The following is a 14,234-nucleotide window of genomic DNA, read 5'->3' as shown; positions in this document are numbered from 1 at the left end:
AAAATACAATTACAATCAATATATAAGATTAAAAGAAAAACGATTACATTATCTCTTTAAAGAAAAATGTCCTTTTAATTCTGGGCTATTAGGGTCCAATTTTAGCAGATACCAATAGTCAGTTGCGGGTAATGGTTTTTTGTTAAAATTGCCATCCCAACTGTGATTGGAATGATTGAGTTGGGTTATTAATTTTCCGTAGCGGTCAAAAAGGGAAACCTCGGCCAAAGGATAGTTTATTAGTCCTTTTATTTCCCAAACATCATTAAATCCATCATTGTTTGGAGTGAAATATTTTGGGACAATAATGACGATGAAAGGTTCACTGTCAGTACTGCATTTATTGATATCGCGAACATAAGCGGTTTGTAATCCGCTGGGTGCATTAGTGAAAACATTGGAATCTTGGTAATTATATCCGTCTATTGAGAATTCAAAATAATCTTCAGCTTTTACTAGTTCTATTGTAACGGTTGTTTCGTCGACTTTTACCTCTTTTATTTCTGGTTTATTGTCCTCGACTACGGTAATTGTTTTTCTGTTAGTACAGCTTTCAGGCGCAAGACTAGTTACATCTACTGTGTAAATTCCTGTTGTCGAAACGTCAATTGTTTGAGTAGTTTCATTTGTTGACCATAGGTAGGTCATATTGGGAATTGCTGCATCCAATGTAACTGTGCTGAGATTACATTTTTTTACAGTTTCATTAGTAACTGCTGGTAATGGGTAAACAAGTAAGTCAACAGGAACTTTTATGCCGTTTGTACAGCCATTGTTTATGGCTTCGACAAAATAGGTTGTGCTTGTAGCAATGTGCGGTGTGATGTAGGGCGATCCACTGCCTACAACAGTTCCTGCAATTTGAGAATACCAATTTATGGTTCCAATAGAGGGAGTCGCTGTTAATGTAAATAATCCAGGTCCACAGTTGGTTACGGGAGAATTTGTATCTGTGATTGTTGGAGTGATGCTTACTTTGGCTTCTACTGCAGTTCTGCTGCTGGCACAACTAGCGGTTGTTGTTTCAACATAATAGTTGGTTGTAGTGTTTAAAATTGGAGTGATAAAATTAGCGCCAGTTCCCATGTAGTTGCCTCCGGTTACGGCATCATACCAATTAATAGTTCCTGTTGTAGCCGTAGCTTGTAGGGTAACTGTTCCTGCGTCACATCTTGAATCTGGTTTGGTACTCGTTATGGATGCAATGCTCAGAGTAGTACTGGCTGAAAGTTGTAATACCGGATCTCCGGCTGTTCCTCCATATTCCACAATGTATCCTTTGGGCTGATAATCACCACTCGGACTTCCAGCATTGGCTAAATCATTCCAAGAACCTGCTATTCCAACTCCGGGAGCCGTGATATGGGCATAATCTTCATCCCCTGCTTGATTAGGTTCTCCTGAATTCCAGAAAGCAAAATTGGGACTTGAACCATTGGAAAGGCCATTCCAAAAAACAGTGCCTGCTTCAGGCCCTGTTACCCATTTCCAGACACCTTCTGTTTCGGCATCACTTCCGCCAATCCAGCCAGCTCCTGGAGCTTGTTTTCCTGCTAATTGCGCTTCGTCTGCGGCGGTAAGCGTAGCCAGATAGCCTTTAAGTCCATAATAAGTTCTGATGTCTGCCGCGGCCTTGGCATCGGTCCAAGTAATTCCTAAGTTAGGCACGTATTCATAATAATGACCGTTTCTAGGTAAATAATTGGCTTGGCCTATACTAATTGAAAATTTTCTTATCCCTGAGGGTGTGGCCGAAGAACTGTTAAACTGAACGTCTTTTATGGCATTTTCAAAATCGATATAGGTTACTTGTGCTCCTGTGGGACTTTTTAATGTTAATTTCCCTTCATTAGAATTCCAGCTGCTTGTAATTGAGGTATGTGATAAAGCATTATTAAGAGATAAAAGGTCTTCTCCTTTGATATAACCCGATGAAATTTGGATGTAAATCGCATCAGTACCTGTGTCGTCTGGATCTGTAATGGAAATTGATGGTGCAATATTGACGCTGGTTAAAGGACAATAAGTTTGATCGTCTGTCGCAGTAAGAATTGGTGCAACATTGGCAAGTGAATGAGTTTTTTTGTTGGATTTTATTAGTGAAGCAGTAAATCCTTTTTTAGGTGGATTATGGATGAGATTAGCATAACCAAAATTATAAATTGAAAATGCAAAAAGTAATAATATGTTGATGTGGAGTCTAATTTTCATTTTATAAAAATAGGCTTTTAAATCAAAACGCAAAAGTTTGTTTAGAAGTTTATTAGATAAAAAATGAGTAATTACAAATTGACTTTTAATTGTTAAATTGTTTAAATAAATCCCAAACTACAATCCCAGCACTTACAGAAATATTTAAAGAATGTTTGGTTCCCAATTGCGGAATTTCGATGCATCCGTCACATAAAGCTACAGCTTCCTGTGCCACACCATAAACTTCATTTCCGAAGATTAAAGCATACTTTTGCTTTTTGTCTACTTTAAAATCTTGAAGGAAAACGGAACTTTCAACTTGTTCAATAGCAAGGGTAACGATGTTTTCTTCTTTTAAATTCGTAATAACTTCCAGTACATTTTCATGATGTTCCCAAGTTACAGTTTCGGTTGCTCCGAGGGCAGTTTTGTGAATTTCCTTGTTTGGGGGAGTGGCTGTGATACCGCACAAGATTATTTTTTCGATTAAAAAAGCATCGGCCGTTCTGAAAACAGATCCTATGTTGTGCAAACTGCGAATGTCGTCCAAAACTAAAATCAAGGGTGTTTTTTCAGATTTTTTAAAATCGTCAATTGATTTTCTTTCCAGTTCGCTGTTTTCAAGTTTTCTCATAGTTGGGTAATTGTTTTTATAAAAAAGGCTTCCCAAAAATCAGGAAGCCTTTCTTTATTTGATAAAAAAGTAATGTTAGCTTTTTGTTGCAGCAGGTGCAGCGTCTGGTAAAACAGTTCCTTTAATTGTAAGGGTTTTTGTTGGTTGACCTTCAGCATTTGAAGTTACAGTCACAGTTTTTGTAAATGGACCTACTCTGTCTGTAGCATATTTAACTCCAATAACTCCTTTAGCTCCTGGCGCAATTGGTTCTTTTGGTGTAGTTGGTACAGTACATCCACAAGATCCTTGAGTATTTGTGATGATTAATGGTTTGTTACCATTATTAGTGAAAACAAATTGACGGTTACCATCAGCATTGTGAGCTACGGTTCCATAATCAATAGTTTCATTTTCAAAAACCATTCCTGCACCATCTACTTTTGGTAATGCAGCAACAGCTGTTGTTTTTGCTTTTTTTGCTTTTTTTGAAGTCTCTTGAGCGTTAGAAACAGTTGTTCCTAAAATAGTTAGCATCGCTAATAGAAGTATTTTTTTCATAGTCTTTTTAGATTTGATTGACAAATTTAAACAAATTAACAAAATTGTATTGTAAATTTTTCTTAAAACTAATTTAATTTTTTTTCGCCTTAGTTTTTTGCGGTATAAAATTATAAATTCGCTGAGTTTTTTATTCATTCTAATACAACAATTTTGGCAGCAAAAGATAAGATAGTTAAAGAGACTCCATTAATGAAACAATACAATGAAATCAAAAGGAAATATCCTGATGCTTGCTTGTTGTTTCGTGTTGGGGATTTTTATGAAACTTTTGGAGAAGATGCCGTTCGGGCTTCTAAAATTCTGGGAATCACATTAACGAAAAGAGGGGCGGGTTCCGAGACTGAGACTGCACTGGCTGGTTTTCCTCATCATTCTATCAATACTTATTTGCCTAAATTAGTCAAAGCGGGGCTTCGAGTGGCTATTTGTGATCAATTGGAAGATCCCAAAATGACCAAAACCATCGTTAAACGTGGAGTTACGGAACTTGTTACGCCGGGAGTTTCCATGAATGATGAGGTTTTGCATTCTAAAACCAATAATTTTCTTGCGGCAGTTTATTTTGCCAATAAAATGATTGGTGTTTCATTTTTGGATGTTTCCACTGGTGAATTTCTTACTGCCCAAGGGAATGCTGAATACATAGATAAATTGCTTCAAAATTTCAATCCGAGTGAGGTTTTGGTTCCAAAAAACAGCAAAAGCGAATTCCGTGAAATTTTCGGGGAGGATTTCCATAATTTCTATTTGGAAGATTGGATTTTTAAAGAAGATTATGCTTTAGAAACATTGACGAAACATTTTCAAACTGTTTCTTTAAAAGGTTTTGGAATCGAAGAATTGAGAGAAGGAATTATTGCATCGGGTGCCATTCTTTATTATTTATCCGAAACACAGCATAATAGAGTACAGCACATTACGGCTATCCATAGAATTGCTGAGGATGCCTATGTTTGGATGGATCGATTCACGATTCGTAATCTGGAATTGTATCATAGTTATAATCCTAATGCTGTTACATTATTGGATGTAATTGATAAAACGCTTTCGCCAATGGGAGGTCGTTTGTTAAAACGTTGGTTGGCATTGCCGTTAAAAGACGCTAATAAAATAAAAAGTCGTCATCAAGTGGTTTCTTATTTGAAAGAAAACCAAGATGTTTTAAAAAATATTCAAAATCAAATCAAGCAGATTTCGGATCTGGAGCGTTTGATTTCCAAAATTGCAACAGGTAAAGTTTCTCCTCGTGAAGTGGTTTATCTGAAAGAGTCATTGGATGCTATTATTCCAATCAAGACATTGGCTTTGTCAAGTCCGCAAGAAGCTGTAAAAGTAATCGGTGACAGTTTACATAGTTGTGATTTGTTGCGTGAAAAAATACAGACTACCTTAAATCAGGATGCTCCCGTGGCAATTGCCAAAGGGAACGCGATTGCTAAAGGAATTAATGCTGAATTGGATGATTTACGAGCGATATCTACTTCTGGAAAACAGTTTTTGGAAGGAATTGAGAAAAGAGAATCCGAACGTACAGGAATTTCGTCATTGAAAATATCGTTCAACAATGTTTTTGGATATTATATTGAAGTTCGAAATACGCATAAAGATAAAGTTCCTGCAGAGTGGATTAGAAAGCAAACATTAGTAAGTGCGGAGCGTTATATTACCGAGGAGCTAAAGGAATATGAAACTAAAATTTTAGGGGCGGAAGAGAAAATTCAAAAAATTGAAAGCGATTTATTCGAACAATTGGTGAGTTGGGTGGCAACTTACATCAAGCCGGTTCAGATGAATGCCAATTTGGTGGCGCAATTGGATTGTTTGTGCTGCTTTACGCAATTGGCAATAGAAAACAAATATGTTTGCCCTGAAATTGATGAAACATTCGAACTGGAAATTAAAGATGGAAGGCATCCCGTAATCGAAAAGCAATTACCTGTTGGAGTTCCATATATTACGAATGATGTTTTCTTAGATAGGGAAACACAACAATTAATTATGATTACCGGACCCAATATGTCGGGTAAGTCGGCAATATTGCGTCAAACAGCTTTGATTGTGTTGCTTGCGCAAATGGGAAGTTTTGTTCCGGCGGGAAGTGTTAGGATGGGAATTGTGGATAAGATATTTACCAGAGTGGGTGCTTCAGATAATATTTCGATGGGAGAGTCTACTTTTATGGTCGAGATGAATGAAACCGCTTCTATTTTGAATAATATATCCGATCGAAGTTTGGTGTTGTTGGATGAAATTGGAAGAGGAACGAGTACTTATGACGGGATTTCTATTGCTTGGGCTATCGCCGAGTTTTTGCACGAGCATCCATCCAGACCCAAAACATTGTTTGCGACGCATTATCACGAATTGAATGAGATGAGTGAGACGATGCCTCGAATTCAGAATTATAATGTTTCTGTAAAAGAATTAAAGGATACAGTGCTTTTTATTCGAAAACTAGTAAAAGGGGGAAGCGCACACAGTTTTGGTATCCATGTAGCCAAAATGGCGGGAATGCCTCAACTTGTTATTTCAAGAGCACAAAAAATGCTGAAGAAATTAGAAAAAAACCATTCGAGTGATGTATTGAATGGTATAAAATCGGCAAAAGATGAAATGCAAATGAGCTTCTTTAATCTTGATGATCCTTTGCTGGAGGAAATAAAAGAAGAGATTGTTAATTTGGATATAAACGCAATTACTCCTGTTGAAGCATTGATGAAACTCAATGAGATTAAAAGAATGCTATCAAGGAAATAATTTTTGTAGATTTAAAGTTATCGTTGTCAGAACGTTAAATTTTATATCAATTTTTTTTCAAAAAAAGCCTTGTGTAATTGAATAAATATTCTAAATTTGCAACCGCAATACGAGATAAGTGTTGCGGTTCTTTTTAAGAATGAAATGCGAAAATAGCTCAGTTGGTAGAGCGCGACCTTGCCAAGGTCGAGGTCGCGGGTTCGAGCCCCGTTTTTCGCTCAAAATCGTCTAATGCTCGGATGGTGCTATATTTAATTAATTTTTCTAAAAAATTATATATAAAACCGAAAAGTATAATGCTCGGATGGTGAAATTGGTAGACACGCTGGACTTAAAATCCAGTGAACAGCAATGTTCGTGCGGGTTCAAGTCCCGCTCTGAGTACAAAAAGCTTCAAACTATGTTTGGAGCTTTTTTTATTTGTGTAAATTATAATGATGAACTAGTTTGTGTGTCAGTGATTTAATCTTTTGTTTGAAATCGGTAATCTAAATTTTAAATTCTAAAATCAAATGGGGGCTTTTGTAATTAGTAAAAGATTTGATGATCAATATAAGTTTGTGTTTACTTCCAGAAAAGGGAAAGTTATTTTTACGAGCTTGAAGTATGAGCTTAAGTTTGAGTGCGAAGAAGCAGTTGAGTATTTTAAAAGCAATATTAATCTGGCGACTTTTGATAAGCACAAATCGGCTGGGGGTAAATATTTTTTTAAGCTGTTTTTGGATGGGGCGCCTTTTGCTTTAAGTAGAAAATATACGACTGAATTAAGGGTTCAGAAGGGGATTGATGAAATCATGAAATATGCGTCAGTTTCGGAAATCTTGGACTTCTCGGATAATGATTTGATTTTTTTGGATTGATTATTAGGGTATGATAAAAGAAAAAAAAATACCATCACGATTTCGTGATGGTATTTTTTTTTGAATATCTTTCAAAGTAGTGAAATGATAGATTCGTTGAAATAGGTCCAAAAAAAAAGCTGCATTGAATGCAGCTTATTTTTTTCTAGCGTAATTTGAAATTACTTAGCTGGAGCAGCAGCAGGAGTTGCAGCAGGTGCAGCAGCAGCAGAATCAACAGCTACAGCAGCAGTATCAGCAGCTACAGCAGTAGTATCAGCAGGAGCAACAGCAGTAGAATCTACAGCAGTAGTTTCTTCAGCAGGAGCATCAGCTTTTTTACAAGATACAACAGTTAATACAGCAACAACAGCTAAACTTAAAAATACTTTTTTCATCTTAATTTAATATAAAGGTTAATTATTAATTCGTGGCAAAGATATAAAATTTTTAATATGTAAAATATTTTTTCATTTATTTTTTAAAAATAATTTTCAATCAAGGGGTTAGCTTTTTCTTTTAGGGAATATAAAATAGGTAAATAATTACAAAAGATAAAATATCTTCTTGATTTATGTGGTTTTATGTTTCTTTTTCACTCGGTTACAAATAGTTGTAATTCTTTTGTTTTTAGCTTTTCTTGTGAGTTATTTTTTCCAAAATGCTGTTAGTGGCTCCTTTGTTTTTTTGTACAAAAGAGCTGCAAATCTCCCCTTTTTGATGTCTTATGTCAGTGTTTTGAATTAAAGTTGAAAAGGCTATTTGGAGCTCTTTAGAATCGTTTATTGAGATGCAGCCTCCAATTTTTACTAAATTAATGGCTTCGTCAAAATGAGAATAATTTGGGCCAATTACGATCGGGATTCCAAAAGTAGCTGGTTCCAACAAATTGTGTACGCCTGGATTTCCAAAACCACCACCTACATAGGCAATGTCTCCATAACTGTAAATCTTGGTCAATATACCAATGGTGTCAACTATAAATACTTCAAATTGTGATAAATCTTTGTTCTCTTTTTCTGAAAACAATACCGTTTTTTTAGTGATACTATTTTGTAGTTGTTTGATTTGTTCTGGTTTTATGTTGTGGGGTGCAATGATGAATTTAACATCGTGAGTGCATAAATTGATGTATTCTGAAAGTAGTGTTTCGTCTTTAGGCCAAGAACTTCCTATTACGATTGTTGTTTTATTGTTTTTAAATTGAGCTATAAAGTCCAAAGCATTGTCTTTTTCCAAGATAGCAACAACTCTGTCAAATCGAGTGTCGCCAGAAACAGTGACATTGGTTTTTCCTAACTGGGTAATTAGTTTTTCTGAGTTTTCATTTTGTACAAAAAAATGGGTAAAGGTGTCCAACGCTTTTCTGTAAAAACCACCATACCATTTGAAGAATAATTGCTTTTCTCTAAAAATACCTGAAATCAAATAAGTTGGAATGTTTTGTTTTTGCAATTGGTCTAGATAATTAATCCAAAATTCATATTTAATGAAGAATACAAAGTCTGGATGTACCAATTCTAAAAAGCGTTTTGCGTTTTTTGGGGTGTCCAAAGGTAGATAAACCGTTGCGTCGGCAACAGTATTATTTTTTCGAACTTCATAACCTGATGGAGAAAAAAAGGTAATCACGATTTTATGGGTTGGATACTTTTCTTTGATTTTTTCAATCACAGGCAGGCCTTGCTCGTATTCACCTAAAGACGCAGCGTGAAACCAAATGGTCTGGTCTTTAGCTGATATTTTTTGTTCTAAAATTGTAAAAACATCTTTTCTTCCATCAACGAAAAGTTTCATTTTAGTGCTGAAAAAAGCTATGATTTTTAATAAAAATTGGGTAGACAGAATGGCTAAATTATAAAGAAAATGCATTGATGATTTTTTTTGTAAAAATACATTTTCTTTGTGTTATTTTCTTTCCTAATAAATGTTTAAATTATCGTTGTCAGGAACCCACTTTTTATTTCATCGGAAAAATATTTTTTATTGTGGGTTTGATTGGTTTAAACTCATTAAATAACTATTTTTGTGATGCTTGTTTGTGATGGCTAAATTGCAGTTAAATTTGATCTTAAAGCAAGTTTACTTCTATTAATTGTTCCTTTGAAAGGCATAGGATACTAAAAAAGAATACATGAAAAAAATACAAATGGTTGACTTAAAAAGTCAATACGATAAAATCGCAGCAACTGTAAATGCTTCGATTCAGGAAGTTTTGGATACCAATACTTATATTAATGGGCCACAGGTTCATAAATTTCAAAAATCGTTAGAAGAATATTTAGATGTTAAGCACGTAATTCCTTGTGCTAACGGAACCGATGCCTTGCAAATCGCCATGATGGGATTGGATTTAAAGCCTGGCGACGAAGTTATTACAGCCGATTTTACTTTTGCAGCTACTGTTGAAGTGATTGCATTGTTGCAATTAACGCCTGTCTTGGTAGATGTGGATATGGTGAATATGAATATTTCTATTGAGGCTATCAAAAAAGCGATTACACCAAAAACCAAAGCGATTGTGCCGGTTCATTTATTTGGGCGAGCTGCCAATATGGAAGCTATTATGGCTATCGCCAAAGAACATAATTTGTATGTAATTGAAGATAATGCGCAAGCTATAGGAGCGAATTGTAAATTCTCTGATGGGACTAAAAAGAAAGCGGGAACAATAGGTCATGTATCTTCTACTTCTTTTTTTCCGTCAAAAAATTTAGGATGTTATGGTGATGGTGGCGCTATTTTTACCAATGATGATGCTTTGGCACACAAACTGCGCGGAATCGTAAATCACGGAATGTATGAACGTTATCACCATGATGTAGTAGGCGTGAATTCTCGTTTGGACAGTATTCAAGCCGCTGTGCTTAATGCTAAATTGCCTTTTTTAGATGAATATGGAAAAGCAAGACAAAATGCTGCCAGAAAATATACTGCTGCTTTTGAAGGGCACAAAAATATTGTTGCTCCTAGTATTTGCGATAATTGTGATTGCCATGTTTTCCACCAATATACATTGCGAATTGTTGGGGCTAATAGAGACGGATTAATGCAACATTTGCTGGACAAAGGAATTCCATGTGCTATATATTACCCGATTCCGTTGCATTCGCAAAAAGCGTATTTGGATGTGCGTTACAAAGAGGAAGATTTTCCGGTAACGAATCAATTGGTAAAAGAAGTAATTTCACTACCGATGCATACAGAACTTGATGATGATCAAATTAAATTTATAACGGACAGTGTTTTAGAATATTTAAAATAATTTCCATAAAGACGCTATCTATAGCGTCTTTTTTATATAAACAAACATGAAAATACTAGTAACAGGAGGTTTAGGTTTCATTGGTTCCCATACTGTAGTCGAATTACAAAATGAGGGTTTTGAGGTTGTGATTATTGATAATCTTTCTAATTCTTCGGAAGAAGTTTTAAAAGGGATTGTTGCTATTACAGGCAGGATGCCAATATTTGAAAAGTTGGATTTACGTGAAAAAAAGAGCGTGCAGGACTTTTTCAAAAAGCATAATGATGTTAAAGGAGTTATTCATTTTGCAGCTTCTAAAGCAGTGGGTGAAAGCGTGGAAAATCCTTTGCTGTATTATGAAAACAACTTAGGTACGTTGGTTTACATTTTGCAGGAATTAGAAAAGAAAGACGAAGCTAATTTTATCTTTAGTTCGTCTTGTACGGTTTATGGTCAAGCCGAAAAAATGCCAATTACCGAAAATGCTCCAGTGCAACAGCCAATGTCCCCTTATGGTAATACCAAGAAAATAGGGGAAGAAATTATAATTGATGTTGCAAAGGCGACCAATATCAACGCTATTTTATTGCGCTATTTCAATCCGATTGGTTCACACCCTTCTGCCGAAATTGGGGAACTACCATTGGGCGTACCACAAAACTTAGTGCCTTTTATTACCCAAACTGGTTTTGGTTTGCGTCAGGAATTATCCGTTTTTGGAGATGACTATCCTACGCCGGACGGGACTTGTATTCGAGATTACATACACGTAGTCGATTTGGCTAAGGCCCATGTTATTGCTTTGCAGCGTTTACTGAATAAAAAGAACCTGGACAAAGTAGAAACGTTTAATCTGGGAACAGGAACAGGAAGTTCAGTTTTGGAAGTGATTCGCAGTTTCGAAAAAGTGAGTGGTAAAAAACTCCCTTATAAGATTGTTCCTCGAAGAGAAGGCGATATTACCGAAGCTTATGCCAATACCGATAAAGCCAATAATATTTTGGGCTGGAAGGCACAGTCAACCTTGGATGAAGCCATGGCCAGCGCCTGGAAATGGGAACAGAAAATTAGAAGTTAGATTTTAGAATGTAGATATCAGAAAAACAGAATCCCAAACTATCAAAGATAATTTGGGATTTTTTTGTTTTTATTCTGCAATCTGCAATCTAAATTTTATGCGTTCGCCGTTACAGCCTCTTTATCAATTTTTCCAATCAAACCAGCCAATACTTTTCCAGGCCCAACCTCTGTAAATAGAGTAGCGCCGTCAGCAATCATTTGTTGTACAGATTGTGTCCAACGTACCGGAGCGGTCAATTGAATAATTAAGTTTTTCTTGATTTCGTTGGCGTCAGATACTGCGCTTGCTGTCACGTTTTGATACACTGGGCAAATAGGAGTAGAGAATGTAGTCGCTTCAATAGCGGCAGCAAGTTCCTCTCTTGCAGGTTCCATCATTGGTGAGTGAAAAGCGCCACCAACAGGTAATAATAAAGCTCTTTTTGCGCCAGCGGCTTTCATTGCTTCACAAGCTTTTTCTACAGCTATGGTTTCTCCCGAAATAACTAATTGTCCAGGACAGTTATAATTTGCTGCAACCACAATACCATCAATCGAAGCACAAACTTCTTCAACGATATTATCAGCCAATCCCAAAACAGCAGCCATTGTTGATGGTGTGATCTCGCAGGCTTTTTGCATTGCCAACGCTCGTTGTGAAACTAATTTTAATCCGTCTTCAAAAGATAAAGTACCATTGGCAACCAATGCAGAAAATTCACCCAAAGAGTGTCCTGCTACCATTTCAGGCTTGAAATCTTCCAATGTTTTGGCCAAAATAACCGAATGCAAGAAAACTGCCGGTTGAGTCACTTTGGTTTCTTTCAATTCCTCAGCTGTCCCTTCAAACATAATATCTGTAATGCGGAAACCTAAAATCTCATTTGCTTTTTCGAATAATTCTTTTGCTAATGGGGAGTTTTCATATAAGTCTTTGCCCATTCCTGTGAATTGCGCACCTTGACCTGGAAATACGTATGCCTTCATATTTTTTTGTTTTAATTTTTAAAAGTTTCAGGTTTTTAAAAGTGAAATCAAAAAACCGACTGCAAAAGTACTATTTTTTTTAGGAGCAGCAATTTTTTGTATTTCAAGATGATTTCTCCTGCTGTCATTCCAATCCACACCCAAAAGTGTGGGATTTTCCCTTCCATCAGGGCTAAATAAGATTGTTTTGTTTTTATAAGATCATGCTTTATATTAGGGTGTAATATGATAATTATCATGCGCTTAAGTGATTTTTTATTCGTAAATTTGGTTGGGTTTGATTTTATTTAGCGTAAAAAAAAAGATTTTTTAAATCCACTATTTTCCTAAAATGACAAGACTATTTAGTCTGGATTGATAAAATTACGCAAGCCCTGATTAGATGAAGTTGGACTTATTTATCAAGATGATAAAATAGGATAAAAACTAAAATGCCTTTCTGCAGCAACCAGAATACTTTTTCTTGTATTATAATTAAAAAATAGTTTTATGAAAGTCTCTGTTACCCGAAAAAATATAAAGTTTTTGCCTGATTCCAGTAGAGTTGTTGCTCGATATTTTATGAGTGGAGAAGAAAGAACCAAAGAATTGGTTGCTCGTATATTGGTTATGAACGATCAACAGGTTAATCATACTTTGGAACAGATAAATAGAGAGTTTGCAAGACGGCACCGGAATATTTCGTCTTTATTTTATAGACATTGCGGAAATGTTCGGCCAATAATTGAAGAAATGCAAATAAATTTTGAGGGACTGTCAGAAGAAAGAAAAATGCTAATAGGTTCCTATCTTACCATGGAATACTCCATAGAATCAGCTGCGTTTTTTAATCCTTCAATGGTGGAAGATTTTGATCAATCGAGTTTGGAAAAAGGAGAAAAGCGAGTTGTTATTTCATTTCGGGCTACAGGAGAAGGACATGTGTCGTCTATCGTATTTAGAAGAGGAATTATTGACAAAGACAATAATCTAAGGATGATGCGAATTGGAGATAGTATTGAAAAAGCTGAGATTTCACATAAAATGATGTTTAATAAAAAACGCTTTTTGTCCAAATTGGATGAAATGCATACACTGGATATTTATTCACCCATCTTGTGTGACTTGCCAGAAGTCTTTGAGTATTCCGTGTTTAAAGATTTGATAAATAAAGAATTAGAGTGTAAAAACATCAGTAAAGAAAAAAAAGAAGCTTATGAAGAAGTGATTTGGTTGTTGGATTCGTTTTATGACATACAATTCAAGCATGATTCCGATATTTCCGAGCGCGTTATATTTCCAGTATCTGATGTTGAGAGTCGCGGAATTGAAGATGCCCGTTTTGTTCGTTTTGTTGATGATGATGGTACTGAAAGTGTAATGGGAACCTATACAGCTTATAATGGGCATTCGGTCCTTTCAAAATTAATTACCACTGAGGATTTTTATACTTTCCGCATAATGCCTTTGTATGGTGAAGGCTCACAGAGCAAAGGAATGGCGTTATTTCCTAAGAAGATAAAAGGTAAATATGCCATGTTGGGTAGAATAGATGGAGTCAACAATTATCTGATGTATTCGACACGACCCAATGAATGGAAAGACCCACAAATTATTCAGAGACCCGAATATCCATGGGAATATACTCAAATAGGGAATTGTGGCTCTCCCTTGTGGACTCAAGAAGGTTGGCTGGTGATCACACATGGAGTAGGGGCTATGAGACGTTATTGTATAGGTGCGTCATTGTTTGATTTGGATGATCCCTCAAAGGAAATAGGCAGATTACCTGAGCCATTGCTAACTCCTTTGGAAGATGAACGCGAAGGATACGTTCCTAATGTGGTATATTCCTGTGGTTCGATAATTCACAATAACAGCCTCATATTGCCTTATGCTGTTTCGGATTATTCTTCCACTTACGCCGTAGTGGATATGGTGGAATTAATGGTTGCTCTGAAAAACAGTAAGAAGTAATTACTAGGTAATGAACTCA

Annotated in this window: 11 protein-coding genes and 2 tRNA genes; 7 read left to right on the top strand and 6 right to left on the bottom strand. The window is 35.9% G+C overall.

Features of this window, described 5'->3' with window-relative positions; translation table 11 throughout:
• Positions 1-48: 48 nt before the first annotated feature.
• The 3 genes from C8C85_RS05245 to C8C85_RS05235 form a co-directional block, all read right to left on the bottom strand.
• The gene (locus C8C85_RS05245) at positions 49-2,211 is read right to left on the bottom strand and encodes a T9SS type B sorting domain-containing protein (protein WP_116796132.1); all 2,163 of its coding nucleotides are present in this window, start codon (positions 2,209-2,211) and stop codon (positions 49-51) included.
• Positions 2,212-2,296: 85 nt separating this feature from the next.
• Positions 2,297-2,827 carry an RNA methyltransferase gene (locus tag C8C85_RS05240; protein ID WP_116796131.1) on the bottom strand — a complete coding sequence of 177 codons (531 nt, stop codon included), beginning with the start codon at positions 2,825-2,827 and terminating at the stop codon, positions 2,297-2,299.
• 75 nt (positions 2,828-2,902) lie between these two features.
• Positions 2,903-3,367, bottom strand: coding sequence for a DUF1573 domain-containing protein (locus tag C8C85_RS05235; RefSeq protein ID WP_116798380.1), 465 nt, complete (start codon positions 3,365-3,367; stop codon positions 2,903-2,905).
• Between the two features lie 153 nt (positions 3,368-3,520).
• Here C8C85_RS05235 and mutS point away from each other — a divergent pair, with 153 nt between their 5' ends.
• From mutS to C8C85_RS05215, 4 genes are all read left to right on the top strand, one after another.
• Positions 3,521-6,127: a DNA mismatch repair protein MutS gene (gene mutS, locus C8C85_RS05230; protein WP_165818096.1), complete on the top strand. Its 2,607-nt coding sequence runs from the start codon at positions 3,521-3,523 to the stop codon at positions 6,125-6,127.
• A 146-nt stretch (positions 6,128-6,273) separates the two neighbouring features.
• Positions 6,274-6,346 (top strand) — tRNA-Gly (locus C8C85_RS05225).
• Between the two features lie 79 nt (positions 6,347-6,425).
• Positions 6,426-6,511 (top strand) — tRNA-Leu (locus C8C85_RS05220).
• A 128-nt stretch (positions 6,512-6,639) separates the two neighbouring features.
• Positions 6,640-6,987, top strand: a complete 348-nt coding sequence (locus tag C8C85_RS05215) for a DUF1508 domain-containing protein (protein ID WP_116796130.1) — start codon at positions 6,640-6,642, stop codon at positions 6,985-6,987.
• A gap of 161 nt (positions 6,988-7,148) precedes the next feature.
• Here C8C85_RS05215 and C8C85_RS05210 read toward each other — a convergent pair whose 3' ends face one another.
• Together C8C85_RS05210 and C8C85_RS05205 are read right to left on the bottom strand one after the other, a co-directional pair.
• Complete coding sequence (locus C8C85_RS05210; protein WP_116796129.1) at positions 7,149-7,364, bottom strand: hypothetical protein; 216 nt, start codon at positions 7,362-7,364, stop codon at positions 7,149-7,151.
• A 232-nt stretch (positions 7,365-7,596) separates the two neighbouring features.
• Complete coding sequence (locus tag C8C85_RS05205; RefSeq protein WP_116796128.1) at positions 7,597-8,838, bottom strand: 3-deoxy-D-manno-octulosonic acid transferase; 1,242 nt, start codon at positions 8,836-8,838, stop codon at positions 7,597-7,599.
• A 262-nt stretch (positions 8,839-9,100) separates the two neighbouring features.
• Here C8C85_RS05205 and C8C85_RS05200 point away from each other — a divergent pair, with 262 nt between their 5' ends.
• Positions 9,101-10,231 carry a DegT/DnrJ/EryC1/StrS family aminotransferase gene (locus C8C85_RS05200; protein WP_116796127.1) on the top strand — a complete coding sequence of 377 codons (1,131 nt, stop codon included), beginning with the start codon at positions 9,101-9,103 and terminating at the stop codon, positions 10,229-10,231.
• Between the two features lie 46 nt (positions 10,232-10,277).
• A complete protein-coding gene (galE, locus tag C8C85_RS05195; RefSeq protein ID WP_116796126.1) occupies positions 10,278-11,291 on the top strand; it encodes a UDP-glucose 4-epimerase GalE in 1,014 nt (337 codons plus the stop codon).
• A 95-nt stretch (positions 11,292-11,386) separates the two neighbouring features.
• On the opposite strand, the gene fabD is transcribed toward galE, so the two are convergent.
• Complete coding sequence (gene fabD / locus C8C85_RS05190; RefSeq protein WP_116796125.1) at positions 11,387-12,259, bottom strand: ACP S-malonyltransferase; 873 nt, start codon at positions 12,257-12,259, stop codon at positions 11,387-11,389.
• A 489-nt stretch (positions 12,260-12,748) separates the two neighbouring features.
• On the opposite strand from fabD, the gene C8C85_RS05180 reads away from it, so the two are divergent.
• On the top strand, positions 12,749-14,215 hold the full coding sequence (locus tag C8C85_RS05180; RefSeq protein WP_116796123.1) for a glycoside hydrolase family 130 protein: 1,467 nt from the start codon (positions 12,749-12,751) through the stop codon (positions 14,213-14,215).
• Positions 14,216-14,234 lie beyond the last annotated feature (19 nt).

It is taken from the genome of Flavobacterium sp. 103 (assembly GCF_003096795.1).
GTDB lineage: Bacteria > Bacteroidota > Bacteroidia > Flavobacteriales > Flavobacteriaceae > Flavobacterium.
Note: the sequence above shows the minus strand (reverse complement) of the source record. Positions and strands in the feature narration are given on the sequence as shown.